This is a genomic window from Nitrobacter sp. (assembly GCF_051535235.1).
In the GTDB taxonomy this organism is placed as follows: Bacteria; Pseudomonadota; Alphaproteobacteria; order Rhizobiales; family Xanthobacteraceae; genus Nitrobacter.
The window spans coordinates 243,407-260,395 of record NZ_JBPPLZ010000004.1; the positions used below are offsets into that span (position 1 = coordinate 243,407).

Annotated in this window: 14 protein-coding genes; 13 read left to right on the forward strand and 1 reads right to left on the reverse strand. The window is 62.8% G+C overall.

The genetic code is table 11. The annotated features are described in order from the left end of the window. Window positions 1–47 precede the first annotated feature (47 nt). Both ACS3WA_RS07540 and ACS3WA_RS07545 read left to right on the forward strand, forming a co-directional pair. Window positions 48–1,328 (forward strand): lipoprotein-releasing ABC transporter permease subunit, encoded by a 1,281-nt coding sequence (locus tag ACS3WA_RS07540; RefSeq protein ID WP_438278037.1) that lies wholly within the window; start codon window positions 48–50, stop codon window positions 1,326–1,328. 9 nt (window positions 1,329–1,337) lie between these two features. Beyond that, a complete protein-coding gene (locus ACS3WA_RS07545) occupies window positions 1,338–2,036 on the forward strand; it encodes an ABC transporter ATP-binding protein (RefSeq protein WP_438277899.1) in 699 nt (232 codons plus the stop codon). Between the two features lie 42 nt (window positions 2,037–2,078). Here ACS3WA_RS07545 and ACS3WA_RS07550 read toward each other — a convergent pair whose 3' ends face one another. After that, entirely contained in the window at window positions 2,079–2,333 is a 255-nt protein-coding gene (locus ACS3WA_RS07550; protein ID WP_438277900.1) for a DUF3551 domain-containing protein, read from the reverse strand. Window positions 2,334–2,600: 267 nt separating this feature from the next. Between ACS3WA_RS07550 and pyrF the strand changes: the two genes are divergently transcribed. From pyrF to dxr, 11 genes are all read left to right on the forward strand, one after another. Then, entirely contained in the window at window positions 2,601–3,323 is a 723-nt protein-coding gene (pyrF, locus tag ACS3WA_RS07555; RefSeq protein WP_438277901.1) for an orotidine-5'-phosphate decarboxylase, read from the forward strand. Window positions 3,324–3,445: 122 nt separating this feature from the next. Further along, window positions 3,446–3,673 (forward strand): hypothetical protein, encoded by a 228-nt coding sequence (locus ACS3WA_RS07560; RefSeq protein ID WP_438277902.1) that lies wholly within the window; start codon window positions 3,446–3,448, stop codon window positions 3,671–3,673. A 369-nt stretch (window positions 3,674–4,042) separates the two neighbouring features. After that, window positions 4,043–7,549: a DNA polymerase III subunit alpha gene (gene dnaE, locus ACS3WA_RS07565; RefSeq protein ID WP_438277903.1), complete on the forward strand. Its 3,507-nt coding sequence runs from the start codon at window positions 4,043–4,045 to the stop codon at window positions 7,547–7,549. A gap of 169 nt (window positions 7,550–7,718) precedes the next feature. After that, window positions 7,719–10,169 (forward strand): caspase family protein, encoded by a 2,451-nt coding sequence (locus ACS3WA_RS07570; protein WP_438277904.1) that lies wholly within the window; start codon window positions 7,719–7,721, stop codon window positions 10,167–10,169. Window positions 10,170–10,538: 369 nt separating this feature from the next. After that, window positions 10,539–11,537 (forward strand): 30S ribosomal protein S2, encoded by a 999-nt coding sequence (locus ACS3WA_RS07575; protein ID WP_438277905.1) that lies wholly within the window; start codon window positions 10,539–10,541, stop codon window positions 11,535–11,537. 120 nt (window positions 11,538–11,657) lie between these two features. Then, on the forward strand, window positions 11,658–12,581 hold the full coding sequence (gene tsf / locus ACS3WA_RS07580) for a translation elongation factor Ts (protein ID WP_438277906.1): 924 nt from the start codon (window positions 11,658–11,660) through the stop codon (window positions 12,579–12,581). Between the two features lie 58 nt (window positions 12,582–12,639). Further along, on the forward strand, window positions 12,640–13,356 hold the full coding sequence (pyrH, locus tag ACS3WA_RS07585) for a UMP kinase (protein WP_438277907.1): 717 nt from the start codon (window positions 12,640–12,642) through the stop codon (window positions 13,354–13,356). A 49-nt stretch (window positions 13,357–13,405) separates the two neighbouring features. Continuing rightward, complete coding sequence (gene frr / locus ACS3WA_RS07590; protein ID WP_438277908.1) at window positions 13,406–13,969, forward strand: ribosome recycling factor; 564 nt, start codon at window positions 13,406–13,408, stop codon at window positions 13,967–13,969. A gap of 19 nt (window positions 13,970–13,988) precedes the next feature. After that, the gene (locus ACS3WA_RS07595) at window positions 13,989–14,747 is read left to right on the forward strand and encodes an isoprenyl transferase (RefSeq protein ID WP_438277909.1); all 759 of its coding nucleotides are present in this window, start codon (window positions 13,989–13,991) and stop codon (window positions 14,745–14,747) included. 5 nt (window positions 14,748–14,752) lie between these two features. Beyond that, a complete protein-coding gene (locus ACS3WA_RS07600; RefSeq protein WP_438278038.1) occupies window positions 14,753–15,595 on the forward strand; it encodes a phosphatidate cytidylyltransferase in 843 nt (280 codons plus the stop codon). Between the two features lie 3 nt (window positions 15,596–15,598). Then, entirely contained in the window at window positions 15,599–16,822 is a 1,224-nt protein-coding gene (dxr, locus tag ACS3WA_RS07605; protein ID WP_438277910.1) for a 1-deoxy-D-xylulose-5-phosphate reductoisomerase, read from the forward strand. Window positions 16,823–16,989: the final 167 nt, after the last annotated feature.

Sequence of the window (16,989 nt, forward strand, 5' to 3'; positions counted from 1 at the left end):
ATGCCATTCCGGCCACAATTGGCCGCGAATCATGGGATTATCGAATGATGGATGAGACCATGAACCAGCCGCTCCGGACCAAGCCGTTTGCCGCTTTCGAGTGGATGTTGTCCGGACGCTATCTGCGGGCGCGGCGGAAGGAAGGCTTCATCTCGGTCATTGCCGGCTTTTCCTTCCTGGGCATCATGCTCGGCGTCGCCACGCTGATCATCGTGATGGCGGTCATGAACGGATTCCGCACGGAACTGCTCAGCAAGATCCTCGGCCTCAACGGGCATTTGCTGGTTCAGCCGCTGGAGTCGCCGCTCACCGACTGGAAGGACGTCGCCGACCGCATCAGCGAGGTGCCGGGAATTCGGCTCGCCGCGCCGGTCGTCGACGGTCAGGCGCTCGCGTCTTCGCCGTTCAATGCCGCCGGCGTTTTCGTCCGGGGCATCAGGGCTAACGACCTCAGCAACCTCACCTCCATCGCCAGGAACATCAAACAGGGCACGCTCGAGGGCTTCGACGACGGGCAGGGGGTCGCCATCGGGCGCCGTCTTGCCGATCAGCTCTCCCTGCATGCAGGCGACAGCGTCACGCTGGTCGCGCCGCGCGGGGCGGTGACCCCGATGGGCACGACGCCGCGCATCAAGCCGTACAAGATCGCGGCGGTGTTCGAGATCGGGATGTCCGAATACGATTCCACCTTCGTGTTCATGCCGCTTGCCGAGGCGCAGGCCTATTTCAATCGCGCCAACGACGTCACCGCGATCGAGGTCTATACGGACAATCCGGACAAGATCGACGAATACCGCAAGTCGGTGACGGAAGCCGCGGGCCGGCCAGTGTTTCTGGTCGACTGGCGGCAGCGCAACTCGACGTTTTTCAACGCGCTGCAGGTCGAGCGCAACGTGATGTTTCTGATCCTGACGCTGATCGTCCTCGTCGCGGCGCTGAATATCGTTTCGGGCCTGATCATGCTGGTCAAGGACAAGGGCAGCGATATCGCGATCCTGCGCACCATGGGCGCGTCGCAGGGATCGATCATGCGCATTTTCCTGATCACCGGAGCGGCGATCGGCGTTGTCGGCACGCTCACCGGTTTTATCGTGGGGCTTGTGATCTGTCTCAACATCGAGTCGATCCGGGAATTCCTGTCGTGGCTGACCAGCACGGAGCTGTTCTCGCCGGAGCTTTATTTCCTGTCCAAACTGCCGGCTGAAATCGATTTTCGCGAGACCAGCGCCGTGGTGATCATGGCATTGACGCTGTCGTTTCTCGCGACCCTTTATCCGTCGTGGCGTGCCGCGCGCCTCGATCCCGTCGAAGCGCTGCGGTACGAGTGAGCGGCGGACATGGAGCAGGGGGAAAAGGAGATACCGGTCGTTTATCTTCACGATATCAAACGACAATACACGCAGGGCGAAACGAAACTGATCATCCTGGACGGCGCGAAGCTTGCTTTGTGGCCGGGGCAGTCCGTCGCGCTGGTGGCTCCCTCCGGATCCGGAAAATCGACTCTGCTGCATATTGCCGGGCTGCTCGAAAGTCCGGATGCGGGCGAGGTTTACGTCGGGGGAATCGCAACCTCGGGTCTGTCGGACGTGGAGCGCACGCAGATTCGGCGCACCGATGTCGGGTTCGTCTACCAATCTCACTGCCTTCTTCCGGAATTCACGGCGCTCGAAAACGTCATGCTGCCGCAGATGATCCGCGGCCTCAAACGTTCGGAAACGATCAAACGCGCGCGCGAAATTCTCGCCTATCTCGGTCTCGACGACCGCGTCACCCATCGGCCGGCGGAATTGTCGGGCGGCGAGCAGCAGCGCGTCGCCATCGCGCGCGCCGTCGCCAACGCGCCGCGCGTGCTGTTTGCGGATGAACCCACCGGCAATCTGGATCCACACACCGCGGATCATGTTTTCAATGCGCTGATGCAGCTCGTGAAAGCGACGCGCGTGGCCATGCTGATCGCGACGCACAACATGGAGCTCGCGGACCGGATGGACCGGCGGGTCTCGCTCGAGAACGGTCAGGTTGTCGAACTGGATTGAGGCGGGCGGCGCCATCCACCAAGCCGGACTATTGTGCTTCGATCAATGGCTATGTCGCCGGCTTGGCCGCCGCGTCGAGCCGCCTTTCGGACCGGCGAAAAACGGATTCTCCACGCATTGGGCGGTGCGTCCCGACGCCAACGGCCTGCATTGCTGGAGGGTGGTATACCGGCAGTCGTTGTACGAGAAGGGCCCGTAAATCACCATGCAGACCGGATAACGGCTGTCCCAGGCCTGTGCATGAGCGTTCGTGCACGAGCACATGAGGGCTGTAGCAATCAGGAGTGCTGCGCGCATGGATTGAAATCCGGGCAATGGATGTTCACCGACAATGCTTTCAGCGAGCTTTCGGGCCTGTCGGATCGTTTGAAAAGGCTGTGCAGGGATTATAACGGCGCCTTCTCCGCCGCGATATATCCTTGTGTGGAGCAGCTTCGTGTAGCAAAACGGCGACGCCGCGCTCTAAAGTCCGACTGCCATCTTGAACATTCGGTGCCGACTGTTGTGTCGATCCTCAAAATTTCCCGGAAATCCCCCATGGCAATTGCTGAGGCAGTTTGAGGCATGACCGATTCGCGTTCTGTCGATCTCGCCCGCGAGAAGTTGATCGTTGCTCTCGACTACTGGAACGTCGAGGACGCAAGGAAGCTCGTTCGCGATCTGGGCGAGGAGGTGTCTTTCTACAAGATCGGTTTAGGTCTCCAGCTTGTCGGCGGAAACGAGTTCGCCAGGGAGCTTATCGCGCAGGGCAAGCGGGTATTCCTGGATTACAAATATTACGACATCGCGGAGACCGTTCAGCGCGCGGTCGCACAAGCAGCCAAGCTGAATATCACCTTCCTGACCGTCCACGGCGTTGCGAGCATCATGAAAGCCGCAGTCGCCGGCCGCGGCGACTCCGACATGAAAGTCTTCGGCGTTACCGTATTGACGAGCATGGATGCCGACGACATCAAGGAGATGGGTTTCGACTGCAATGTTGAAGACCTCGTCGTCGCCCGCGCGAAGAAGGCGCTCGAGGTCGGGGTCGATGGCGTCATCGCGTCCGCCCTCGAAGCCGCCGAGCTTCGCAAGCATACGCGCAACAAGCTGATGATCGTGTCGCCCGGTATCCGTCCTAGCGGCGGCGACCGGCACGATCAGAAGCGGGTGGCGACACCGTCCGAGGCCATCCGCGCGGGAGCCGATTATCTGGTGCTGGGCAGACCCATTTACGCGGCATCGGACCCGAAAGCCGCCGCCCGGACAACCATCCGGGAGATGGCAGACGCGCTGAGGCCGGATTGAGATTGTGCCGGCTGCTTGAACCTGATCAAAACAAATCGCAGTTTGGCTACCTGAAAATAAAGGCTATTCCCTTGCCGAGATGACGTAAGGTGATGGCCAAACCAGGCATCTTGAGGAAGCGAATGAGCGAACAAAAAAAGCGCGATCGTCGGACCGTGGCGGTGATTGAGTCGGAGACGCTGGTTCGTCCGGATGGGCGGGCCGGTATAAGGTTGTTGTTGCTGGACCAGGAGACTGAGGAAGAAGAGTCAATCGTGTTCGAGGTCAGCCTTCTTGGCATTGCCCGGTTTCGGAAGGACTTGGACGTCGCAGAAAAACATATTCTCCAGAGCCAAAATCCACCTTCCTAGCCCTGTCGTTAACCATCGGGGTCATTCGCCGGACTGACCCCCGCTACCCGCCCTTGACTTTGAGAACAAAACATAAACAATGTTCTTGTTATGTTTTCGTCATGGGAGGACATCATGCTGAGAATGTTCGTGGAGGAGGCGGCGGCACTGGCCTCGATCGTATTGTTCGTTGGAATGGTCGCCATCTGGGCGCAACTCATTCCGCAGCTCTCGTGAGCGAGCGCCGTCATTCCCGGACGCTCTGGGGAAAGCCGGTATACCTTACGGGTGCGCCGGGGTTTCGCATGGACATGCCGGGTGCAAGCCACCACCATCCGCTGGCGAGTCGGCTTGGGCCGTCTGCCTACAACCTGCATCCGATGAACGCCCATGATCCAGAAGCCCGCAACCGCCAACGCCGGTTTCGTCCACCTGCATGTCCATTCGGCCTATTCCCTGCTGAAGGGCTCGATCAAGATCCAGAAGCTGGCCGAACTCGCCAAGGCCGACCGTCAGCCGGCGCTGGCGCTCACCGACACCGACAATATGTTCGGTGCGCTGGAGTTCTCCGATAAGGTTGCAGGTTACGGGATCCAACCGATCGTCGGGTGTGAACTCGCGGTCGATTTCGGCGATCAGGATCCTTCGGCGCGCAACGCGCTTCCCTTTTCCCGGATTGTGCTACTGGCAGCGCGCGAGGCTGGTTATCGCAACCTGATGCGGTTGAATTCCCGAGCGTTCCTCGAAACCCCGGTGCATCAGACGCCGCATATCAGGGCGGAGTGGCTTCGGGACGAAAACGAAGGGTTGATTGCCTTGACCGGCGGCCCCGAGGGACCGGTGGCGCTGGCGTTCAATGCCGATCTGTCCGCTCTCGCGGCGGCGCGCTGCGATCAACTTGCCGGGATTTTCGGCGACCGGCTCTATGTCGAACTGCAGCGCCATGGCCTTGACAAGGAACGGCGCGTCGAAGGCGCGTTGATCGATCTCGCTTATGCCAAGGGTCTGCCGCTGGTCGCAACCAACGAGCCGTATTTCGCCACTTCCGAAGATTACGAAGCCCACGATGCCCTGCTGTGCATCGCCGGCGGCCGCCTGGTTGCGGAAACCGATCGCGATCAACTGACGCCGGATCATCGCTTCAAGAGCCGCGCGGAAATGGCCGTGCTGTTTGCCGACATTCCCGAGGCGCTGTCATCCACGATTGAAATTGCGGAACGCTGCGCATTCCGGCCTCTCACGCGCAAGCCGATCCTGCCGAATTTCACGGTCGGCGCCGCCGCGGACATGGTTGATGCGAAAAACGACGAGGCCACCGAACTGCGGCGCCAGGCGGAGGAGGGGCTCGCCAACCGTCTGGCGGTTCACGGTCTTTCGCAGGGAATGACGGAGGAGGATTATCGCGCCCGTCTGAGTTTTGAACTCGACGTCATCACCCGCATGAATTATGCGGGCTACTTCCTGATCGTTGCGGACTTCATCAAGCACGCCAAGTCCAAGGGCATTCCGGTCGGACCGGGCCGTGGCTCCGGCGCCGGCTCGCTGGTGGCCTATGCGCTCACCATTACCGATCTGGATCCGATCCGGTTCGGTCTGCTGTTCGAGCGCTTCCTCAATCCCGAACGCGTGTCGATGCCGGACTTCGATATCGATTTCTGCCAGGAGCGGCGAGGCGAGGTCATCGAATACGTGCAGCAGCGCTACGGCCGCGATCAGGTCGCGCAGATCATCACCTTTGGAACGCTCCAGGCGCGCGGTGTGCTCCGTGACGTCGGCCGTGTGCTGCAGATGCCTTACGGGCAGGTCGACAAGTTGACCAAATTGGTTCCGCAAAATCCTGCGGCGCCTGTTACCCTGGCAGCGGCGATCGCGAGCGAGCCGAAGCTGCAGGCGTTTCGCGACGAAGACCCGGTGGTGGCGCGCGCGTTCGACATCGCCCAACGCCTCGAGGGGCTGACGCGTCATGCCTCGACCCATGCCGCGGGCATCGTGATCGGCGACCGTCCCCTCAGCGAACTGGTGCCGATGTATCGCGATCCGAAATCGGACATGCCGGTGACCCAGTTCAACATGAAGTGGGTCGAGCCCGCGGGACTCGTGAAGTTCGACTTTCTCGGCCTGAAGACGCTGACCGTTCTCGACGTTGCCGTGAAGCTTTTGAAACAGCGTGATATCGATATCGATCTGGCCACATTGCCGCTCGACGATGCGGCGAGCTACCAGATGCTGACGCGGGGCGACGTGGTCGGCGTGTTCCAGGTTGAAAGTCAGGGCATGCGGCGGGCGCTGGTGGACATGCGCCCGGACCGTTTCGAGGACATCATCGCGCTGGTCGCGCTGTATCGGCCGGGACCGATGGCGAACATTCCGACCTACTGCGCGCGCAAGCATGGCGAGGAGGAGCCGGAATACCTGCACCCCATGCTGGAGCCGATCCTGAAGGAGACCTTCGGCGTCATCATCTATCAGGAACAGGTGATGCAGATCGCGCAGGTCATGGCCGGCTATTCGCTCGGCGACGCCGACCTGCTGCGCCGCGCGATGGGCAAGAAGATCCGCGCGGAAATGGAAAAGCAGCGCGCGGTTTTTGTCGCCGGCTCCGTCAAGAACGGCGTGCCAAAGGGGCAGTCGGAAACGATCTTCGAACTGCTGGCGAAGTTTGCCGATTATGGCTTCAACAAAAGCCACGCCGCTGCCTACGCGCTCGTGTCCTACCAGACGGCGTACATGAAAGCGCATCACCCGGTCGAGTTTCTGGCGGCGTCGATGACGCTCGACATGAGCAACACCGACAAGCTTTCGGAGTTTCGCAGTGAGGCCCACCGCCTCGGCATCAAGGTCGAAGCGCCCTCGATCAACCGCTCGGGCGCGACATTCGAAGTCAGCGACGGTGTCATCTGTTATGCGCTGGCAGCGCTGAAAGGCGTCGGCGCGCAGGCGGTCGAACAGATCGTCGAAGCGCGCAAAAGCGGGTTGTTCACCTCGCTGGCCGATTTCGCCGCCCGGGTGCCGCCGCGCGCCGTCAACAAGCGCGTGATCGAAAGTCTTGCGGCTGCCGGCGCGTTCGATGCGCTCGAGCCCGACCGCGCGCGTGTGTTTGCCGGCGCCGAGGCGATCCTCGCGGCATGCCAGCGCAGCCACGAAGCCGCGATGCTCGGTCAGAACGACATGTTCGGCGGCATGGCGGATGCGCCGACCATCATGCTGCCTCAGGCGGAGCCGTGGCTGCCTGCCGATCGGCTGAGGCGCGAATACGAGGCCGTCGGGTTCTTCCTGTCCGGGCATCCGCTCGACGACTACGCGACCGCATTGAAACGGCTGCGCGTCCAGTCATGGGCCGAATTCTCCCGCGCCGTGAAGACCGGCGCGACCGCCGGCAAGGTCGCCGCCACGGTCGTCTCGCGAATGGAGCGGCGGACCAAAACGGGCAACAAGATGGGAATCCTCGGGCTCTCCGATCCGACCGGCCACTTCGAGGCTGTGCTGTTCTCGGAAGGGCTGGCGCAATTTCGCGAGGTGCTCGAACCGGGGGCGGCGGTGCTGTTGCAACTCGGCGCGGAATTGCAGGGCGACGAGGTGCGTGCCCGGATCTTGCACGCGGAACCACTGGATGATGCGGCGGCGAAGACCCAGAAGGGTCTTCGAATTTTCCTGCGCGATACCCGGCCGCTGGATTCGATCGTGAAGCGCCTTCAGGTACCCGAGAATGACGATACGCCCGGACTCACCAGGGTTTCCGCACCCAGGCCGTCCGGCGACGGCGACGTGTCGCTGGTGATGCTGCTGGATCTCGAAACCGAGGTGGAAATCAAGCTGCCCGGCCGTTTTCGGGTCTCGCCGCAGGTCGCAGGCGCGATCAAGGCGGTTTCGGGCGTCGTGGACGTCCAAGCGCTCTAAGCCAATCTCGACTGCCTGGATTCACTGCTCGCGCGCGAGAGTGGCCTTACAGAGATAACCTCTTTTGAGAAGTGCCTTGTTCGGACCGCTTTTCGTTCAAATAATGTTCAGATACCAGCGCGCTGAATGCCTCGGACTCGTATTTGGTTGTTGGCAGGGCAGAACGATCATGTGCCTGAACAGAAGCTTCGCAATCTTTGTGTCATGTCTGCTGCTCGGTGCGTTCTCGGTGATCCCGAGCGCGGCCATTGCCCAGCAACAGGAAAAGCGTATCGCGCTTGTGATCGGAAACGGTGCTTATACCAAGGTGCCGCTCGCAACGGCGGCCAACGATGGCGGGTTGATCGCGCAGACCTTGCAGGCGGCGGGCTTTGACGTCACCGGCGCCCGCGACCTCGATGGCGACACGTTGCGCGGTGCGTTCCGCGATTTCATGAAGAAGGCGGAAACATCCGGCCCGGACACCGTCGCGGTGGTTTATCTTGCAGGTTATGGCCTCCAGTTTTCTGGCGAGAACTATTTCATCCCGGTGGATTCGACGATCGCGCATGACACCGATATTCCAACCGAAGGCCTGCGCATCGGCGATTACATGCGCCAGCTCACGGCGTTGCCCCTGAAGCTCAGCATCGTCATGCTGGACATCGCGCGCGAGCAGCCGTTCATCGAAGACGGATCGATTGCAAGCGGTCTGGCGCTCGTCGAACCCAATCCGCGGATGCTGATTGCATTCAATGCCGCGCCGGGCACGGTCGCGCCGGAAGAGTCGGGGCCATACGGCGCCTACGCGCAGGCGGTGGCTGAAATGATCCGCACCGGCGGCCTGCCGCTTCCCGAATTGTTCAACCGCGTGCGCCTGCGCGTCAACGAGAACACCAAGGGCGCGCAGGTGCCGTGGGACACGCAGAAGGTTGATGATGCGCAATTCATGTTCTTCGATCGTGCAGCGGATGCGCCAGCGGTCGCGCCGCCTGATCAGGCGGCGGCGGTGCGTGACAAACCGATCGGTGATCTCGGCGCGTCGGACGCCTATCTGGCCGCGCTCGATCGCGACACCTTGCAGGGCTATGAGGATTTCATCGCTGCCTATCCCCGCGACCCGATGGCGAAGCGGGTCAGGGCGATTATCGCAGCGCGCCGCGAGGCGATCACCTGGCGGCGCAGTTATCGGGCCGACACGCCGGACGCCTACTGGTCGTACCTGCGACGCTATCCGCGCGGGCCTCACGCAGCCGATGCGCGGCGCAGGCTTGCGATCCTATCGGCCGCGCTTGAGCCGCCGCCGACGTTTGCCATGATCGACTACGATATTCCGCCGCCGCCGCCGGATGAGATCGTCTATGTCGATCGGCCAGTGCTGATGTTCAGCGATCCGGATTTCGACTTCGCGCCGCCACCACCGCCGCCGGTGTTTTTCCTGCCGCCGCCGCCGCCGGACTTCGTGGTGCTGGAGCCGCCTCCGCCACCGATCGGATTGTTTTATCTGCCGAGCCCGTTGTTCGTGCCGATACCGGCCTATGTCAGCGCCCCGGCTTACGTCCAGCCGCCGCCGAACAACATCATCTTCACCAACATTCACAACACGACGGTGATCAATAATGTCATCAACCGTCCGCCGCGCGCGGCAAATCCGGCAGCGCCTTTCGTGAACCCGGCTGCGCCGGGCGCCAGAACAGCTCCGGGGCGAACCCCGGCCGCGCGGGATCAGGTCAGTCAGCCCGCTGTACATCCAGGACCCGCGCTACCTGCCGCGGTGATGCGGAAGGCAACCCTGATTCAGGAAGGGAAGGCGCCGGTCCCGCCGAGCGCGTCGATTAATCCGGCTGCGAAAGCCGGATCGTTCAGAAGGTCGACAGACAGGCCGCCCGGACCGCGTCGCGCTCTACCTGCGGCTGGCGGCACACAGGCTCAGCCCGCTACGCCGCAACCGGCTACAACTCCTCCTGCCCCGGCCGCTACCGAGCACCCGCCCGCGACGGCGGCGCAGCCCGGCGAGCCAGCGCGGGGCCCGGATTCGACCGGCAGGCAGTTCCCGAAGATCAACGCACTGCCGGTGCCGGGCAGCAAGGGCACGCCACCAGCGCCTGATGGGTTGACGCCAAGACATGGCGCAACCGTTCCGGAGACGGGACCGGCTTCCGGTGTTCGACGGCCGCCGACCACCGGGCCGGGCGGTGGCGCATCCGGTCCGGCCGCGCCACAATCCGGCGCTGCAAGGCCACTGTCACGAGGGCCGCAAGCTGAGCCCCAAGTCCGAAGGTCGATGTCGCCATCCCGAACGGCTCCAATGGCTGTCGCGCCGCCACGCGCGACGCCGCCACGGGCTGCTCCCAGGTCCGCTTCGCCGCGATCACATGCAGCACCGCCACGCGTCGCCTCGCCGCCGCGTTCCGCCCCGCATGCAGCACCGCCGATGCGGCGGATGGCGGCGCCTCCGAGATCTGCGCCGCCGCGGTCAGTACCGCATGCGGCACCGCCGCCGCGAATGGCAGCGCCGCCACGCGCCGCACCTCCGCCAAGGGCTGTCGCGCCACCACGGGCGGCGCCTGCCGCCCATCCGGCGCCGCCACCTCGTGGCGGACGTGGCAAAAAGTGCCCGCCGCACGTCGACAAATGCTAGCCAGCAGTGCCGGTTCGGATTCGTCCCTGACCGGCATTGTTCCCGTTACCGGATACTGTCTTAGAGCCTCGCTGCTGATTGAATCAGTAGCGAAGCTCCAGATTATTGTTTTGACGCGTTTTCCTCACGCGAGCCGGTATCCATCCTCGGGTCAGGCCCGAGGATATGCTTCGCTCGAAAGCGCTATAACGGCCGGAAATCCTTGCGTCAGGGCAGGGTGGCGGTTATAAGCCCGCCATCTCACACGGAAACATGGCCTAAACAGCCGTCCGGTGGCAGCCGGCCGCATTCCTTTTGGTTTGATGCCTTTTGGTTTGATGCCTTGCGCTGCTCACACGTTTCCGGAGGAACCAACCGGAGAATTGAACCATGGCGCTTCCTGAATTTTCCATGCGCCAGCTGCTTGAGGCTGGCGTTCATTTCGGCCACCAATCGCACCGCTGGAATCCGAAAATGGCGGATTACATTTTCGGTGCGCGCAACAACATCCATATCATCGATCTCGCACAGACCGTGCCGCTGCTGCATCGCGCGCTGCAGGCCGTCAGCGATACCGTCGCCAAGGGCGGCCGCATCCTGTTCGTCGGCACCAAGCGCCAGGCGCAGGACGGCGTTGCAGAGGCCGCGAAGCGGTCGGCGCAGTACTTCGTGAATTCGCGCTGGCTTGGCGGCACGCTGACCAACTGGAAAACGATTTCCGGCTCGATCAAGCGGCTGCGCCATCTCGATGAGGTGCTCGGCTCCGGCGACGCCCACGCCTACACCAAGAAGGAGCGCCTGACGCTGCAGCGCGAGCGCGACAAGCTCGATCGTTCGCTCGGCGGCATCAAGGACATGGGCGGTCTGCCCGACATGATCTTCGTGATCGATACCAACAAGGAAGACATCGCGATCCAGGAGGCGCAGCGGCTGAATATCCCGGTCGCGGCGATCGTCGACACCAATTGCGATCCCAAGGGCATCACCTACATCGTTCCGGGTAATGACGATGCGGGACGCGCCATCAGCCTTTATTGCGACCTCATCGCGCGTGCGGCAATCGATGGCATTTCGCGCGCCCAGGGCGAATCCGGCATCGATATCGGCGCTTCGGTTCAGCCGGTCCAGGAGGAGCTGCCGGCCGCCGCGCAGCCATCCGGCTTCCAGGGCCTTGCGGGTCCGCGGGGCGTCGCCGACGATCTCAAGAAGCTCACGGGCGTGTCCGGTGCGATCGAGAAGAAGTTCAACGACCTCGGCATCTTCCACTACTGGCAGCTCGCCGAGCTCGATCACGGCACCGCGCACAAGATCGGCGAGGAGGTCGGGCTTCCGAGCCGGGCCGACGGCTGGGTCGCTCAGGCCAAGACGCTGACGGCCGAAGCGGAATGACGTGACGGGTGGCGGTTTCGCGGCCACCCCTCTTTCATAATTTTCTGACTTGTTTCCTGAGTAGAGACAGCGGCCGGCGAGTTGCGCCGCAGTCTCCTGACAGGCAAAGGGCACACAGCAATGGCGACAATCACCGCAGCGATGGTCAAGGACCTGCGCGAAACCACTGGCGTCGGCATGATGGATTGCAAGCAGGCGCTGACGGAAAACAACGGTGACATGCAGGCTGCGATCGACTGGCTACGCAAGAAGGGGCTGTCGAAGGCCGCCAAGAAGGCCGGCCGCGTCGCGGCAGAGGGCCTGATCGGCACCGTCACCAGCGGCAACAAGGGCGTCGTCGTCGAAGTCAATTCGGAAACGGATTTCGTCGCGCGCAACGACCAGTTCCAGGGGCTGGTCAAGATGGTGGCGCAGGTCGCCCTCAGCGTCGGCGCCGACGTCGAGGTGATCAAGGCCGCCAAGGTCGGCAGCGCCACGGTGGAGACGGCCATTTCGGATGCGATCGCCACCATCGGCGAGAATATGACGTTGCGTCGCGCGGCCCTGCTCGAAGTCAGCAAGGGAATTGTCGCAAGCTATGTCCACAATGCTGTCATCGATGGCGCCGGAAAAATGGGCGTGATCGTCGCACTTGAGTCGGCGGGCAACACCGACGAACTGGCCGCGCTCGGCCGCCAGATCGCGATGCATGTCGCGTCCTCGAACCCGCTTGCCATCGATCCGTCGGGAGTCGATCCCGCCGTCGTCAAGCGCGAGAAGGACATCCTCGCAGACAAGTTCCGCCAACAGGGCAAGCCCGAGGCCATGATCGAGAAGATCACCGAGTCCGGCCTGAAGACTTTCTTCAAGGAACAGACCCTGCTGGAACAGCCGTTTATCTTCGACGACAAGAAAAGCGTCGGCCAGGCACTCAAGGAGGCCGAGGCAAAGGTCGGCGCGCCGGTGAAGCTGACGGGTTTTGTGCGCTACGCTCTCGGCGAGGGCATCGAGAAAACCGAATCCGATTTCGCGGCCGAGGTGGCCGCGGCTGCCGGACAGGGGTGACGCCGGGCCCGAACGGGCGGGGACAGGACAACCAGACTCACGGCGGAGCTAACGCATCATGGATGAGCCAGCCTATCGTCGCGTTGTCGTTAAACTGTCCGGGGAATATCTGGCGGGCTCGCAACCCTTCGGCATCGACCAGCCGACCATCGACCGTATCGCCGGCGATCTGACCGCGGCGCGCGAACTGGGAACCGAAATCGCGGTTGTGGTTGGGGGCGGCAACATCTTCCGGGGTGTCGAGGTATCGTCCCGCGGCGTCTCGCGGCCCACCGGCGACACGATGGGAATGCTTGCGACCGTCATGAACTGCCTTGCGCTCGAGGCCGCCCTCGAACGCCGCGGGCAGCCGGCCCGCGCGCTATCCGCCTTCGTGATGCCCGAAGTCTGCGAACTCTTCACCCGCGGCGCGGCGCACAAATATCTCGCCGAGGGCCGCATCGTTCTGCTCGCCGGCGGCACCGGCAATCCCTTTTTCACGACCGACACCACCGCGGTGCTTCGCGCCGCTGAGATCGGCGCGCAGGCCGTGCTCAAGGCGACGAACGTGGATGGCGTCTACAGTTCGGACCCGAAGAAGGACCCGTCTGCCAGACGGTTCGAGCGGTTAAGCCACTCGCAGGCGCTCGAAGGCGGCTATAAGGTCATGGATGCGACCGCTTTCGCGCTTGCCCGCGAGACGTCGCTGCCTATCATCGTGTTCTCGATCGCGGAAGCGGGCTCGATCGGCGCCATCCTGAGAGGCGCCGGGCGCGGGACGATCGTCGCCAGTTGATCGGTGTCGTCAGGTTGGATGTGGGTCAGGTTTGGTATTGGAGAGCGGCATGGCGTCGGGGAATTTCGATATCGGCGAGCTGAAACGCCGGATGCAGGGAGCGACACAGTCCCTCAAGCATGAGCTGGGCAGTTTGCGGACCGGGCGGGCGGCATCGTCGATGCTCGATCCGGTGCAGGTCGAGGCCTATGGCAGCCACATGCCGTTGAACCAGGTGGCGACGGTCAGCGTTCCCGAGCCGCGCCTTCTGTCGGTGCAGGTCTGGGATAAATCGATGGTCAAGGCGGTGGAGAAGGCGATCGTCGACTCCAACCTCGGGTTGAGCCCGGCCACCGAAGGACAGGTGCTTCGCCTGCGCATCCCCGAACTCAACGAAGAGCGCCGCAAGGAACTGGTGAAGATCGCGCATAAATATGCCGAGGCGGCCAAGGTGGCGGTTCGCCACGTCCGGCGCGACGGACTCGATGCGATCAAGAAGCTCGAGAAGAATCACGAGATTTCCGAGGATGATGAGAAGCGCCTGGCGAACGATGTTCAGAAGGCGACGGACGGGGTAATCTCCGAAATCGATCAATTGCTGGCGGGCAAGGAAAAGGAAATCCTCACCGTTTAGCCGGGACTGGACTGACCTGATGTCGAACGCTGTAGCGCCTGCAATCGAGGGATCGGACCAAGCCGATGCGCCGCTGCACGTTGCGATCATCATGGATGGCAACGGCCGATGGGCGGCCGCAAGAGGGCTGCCGCGTGCGGAAGGTCATCGTCGCGGGGTCGAGGCGCTGAGACGCGTGGTTCGTGCCGCAAGCGAACTGAACATTCTTTATCTGACGATTTTTTCTTTCAGCTCCGAGAACTGGTCGCGGCCTCCGAGCGAGATCAACGATCTCTTCGGCTTGCTGCGAAGGTTCGTCCGCAACGACCTCGCGACGTTGCACCGCGACGGGGTGCGCGTGCGGGTTATCGGCGAACGTGCAGGGTTGGAGCCGGATATCAGCGCGCTGCTGAGCGAGGCGGAGGAGCTGACCAAGGACAACACCCGCCTCAATCTCGTGGTCGCGTTCAACTACGGTTCGCGGCAGGAAATCGCGAACGCCGCACAGCGGCTTGCGCGTGAGGTTGCGGACGGCAAGCGCGATCCGGCCACGATCGACGCCGACATGCTTGGTCGATATCTGGATGCGCCGGATATTCCCGACCCCGATCTGATCATCCGCACCAGCGGCGAGCAGCGGCTGTCGAATTTCCTGATGTGGCAGGCGGCCTATAGCGAGTTTGTGTTCGTCCCGATTCACTGGCCGGACTTCGACAAGACCGCGCTCGAAGGCGCCATCGCCGAATATGCCAGACGCGAGCGCCGTTTCGGCGGGCTGGCTGCGAAGACCGGGTCGTGACGGGCGTGAATCAGGAACAGGTAGCGCCGGCCGCTGCAGGAGAATCGCGGAATCTCCGCACGCGCATCCTTGCCGCGCTTGTGCTCGCCCCTGCTGCGATCGGGATCGCATGGGCCGGCGGGCCGCTATGGATCGGACTTGTAACGCTCGCGGCCATCGGCATGTACGTCGAATGGCTGACGATCGTCGGCGCCGCGCGGGAAAAACAGACCGTCGCCGCAGGGATCGCGGCGCTCGTCCTGTCCGGTCTGAGTCTGGCGCTTGGATACGGCGCGTTCTCGCTGGTTGTTCTCGTGATCGGCATTGCAGCGGTCGCAGCGGTGTCGCGGCGGTTGCAGCTTTGGTCGGTGGCCGGATTCTGTTACGCGGCGGCGGCCGCATTTGCGTCGGCTCAGGTTCGCCTCGACGATGCCTACGGGTTCGCCGCGTTGATATTCGTCATGCTGGTGGTGTGGGCGGCCGATATCGGAGGATATTTCGCCGGCCGCGGCATCGGCGGACCCAAATTGTGGCCTCGCGTCAGCCCGAAGAAAACGTGGGCCGGCGCGATCGGCGGGTTCGCAGGCGGGCTCGCTGTTGCGGCGGGATTTGCCGCCTTCGGTCTTGGAAAACTGACACCGCTGCTTTTGCTCGCCGCTTTCCTGTCCGTCGTGTCGCAATCGGGCGACCTGTTTGAATCGGCGGTCAAGAGACGTTTCGGGGTCAAGGACTCCAGTCAGATCATTCCCGGGCATGGCGGTCTGCTCGACCGCCTCGACGGCTTTGTTGCGGCGATTATTGCTGCCGCGCTTTTCGGATTTCTGCGGGGCGATGCGAATGGCATCGGTCATGCTCTTATGGTTTGGTGAGGTATGAGTGCTGTTCCGTTGAAAAATGACAAGCCGGTTCAGGCGGGCGTCAGGACCGTAACGGTTCTGGGAGCCACCGGTTCGATCGGCGACAGCACGATGGATTTGTTGCGAAGCGCGCGCGGCCGTTATCGCGTCGAAGCGCTGACGGCGAATTCCAACGCCAAGATGCTTGCCAAGCTCGCGCGAGAATTCGACGCGCGGTTTGTCGCGGTGGCCGATACCTCGTGTTTTGGCGAGTTGAAGGAAGCGCTCGCCGGCAGCGGCATCGAGTGTGGCGTCGGAGAAAGCGCGATCATCGAGGCAGCCTCGCGTCCGACCGACTGGCTGATGGCTGCTGTGAGCGGGGCGGCCGGGCTGAAGCCCGCGCTTGCCGCCGTCGATCGCGGGACGACGATCGCGCTTGCGAACAAGGAGTGTCTGGTCTGCGCCGGCGATTTCTTCATGCAGCGCGCCGCCAAGGCCGGGGCCTGCATCCTGCCGGCCGACTCCGAACACAATGCGCTGTTTCAGGCCCTGAGTTCGGGAAACCGCGACGAACTTACGCGCGTGATCATTACCGCGTCGGGGGGGCCGTTTCGCACCTGGGCGCCTGCCGACATCGAGAACGCGACGCTGGCGCAGGCGCTGAAACATCCGAACTGGAGCATGGGTCGAAAGATCACCATCGACTCGGCGTCGATGATGAACAAGGGACTCGAAGTGATCGAGGCCGCCTGCCTGTTTGCGCTGGCGCCGGACGAGATCGACGTGCTGGTCCACCCGCAATCGATCGTCCACGGCATGGTCGAGTTTTCCGACCGGTCCGTCGTCGCTCAACTCGGGACGCCCGACATGCGGACTCCGATCGCGCATTGCCTCGGCTGGCCGGAGCGCATCGCCGGCCCGGCGATGAAGCTCGATCTCGCCAAAATCGGGCAACTGACGTTCGAGGCGCCGGATTTCGCCCGATTTCCGGCGTTGCGGCTGGCCTATGACGCGCTGAGAACAGGCAACGGCGCAACCACCGTCTACAATGCCGCCAACGAGATCGCCGTTGCGGCGTTCATCGCCGAGAAGATCAGGTTCGGGGCCATCGCGCGCCTCGTCGAAGCGACCCTGAACGGCTGGATCCGGGCGGGGAATCTTGCACCTCTGGCGTCCGCTGACGACGCCATCGCCGTTGACCATAACGCGCGAAACATGGCGGCTTCGCTCTTGCCGCAAATTGCCGCAAAAGCGTCCTAGGGAGCGGATGGGGAAAAGTTTGCTGCGCTTTCCCGCGTCCGTCAGGCTTCTTAAAAAACGAGTCAAATCAAGATCATAGAGTCTCGCTTCTGAATCATCGGAAGCGGAAATATTCCAGTGATGAATTGACGTCGCGCCTTTCGCTCGGCTTGAGGGTTTACACGCAA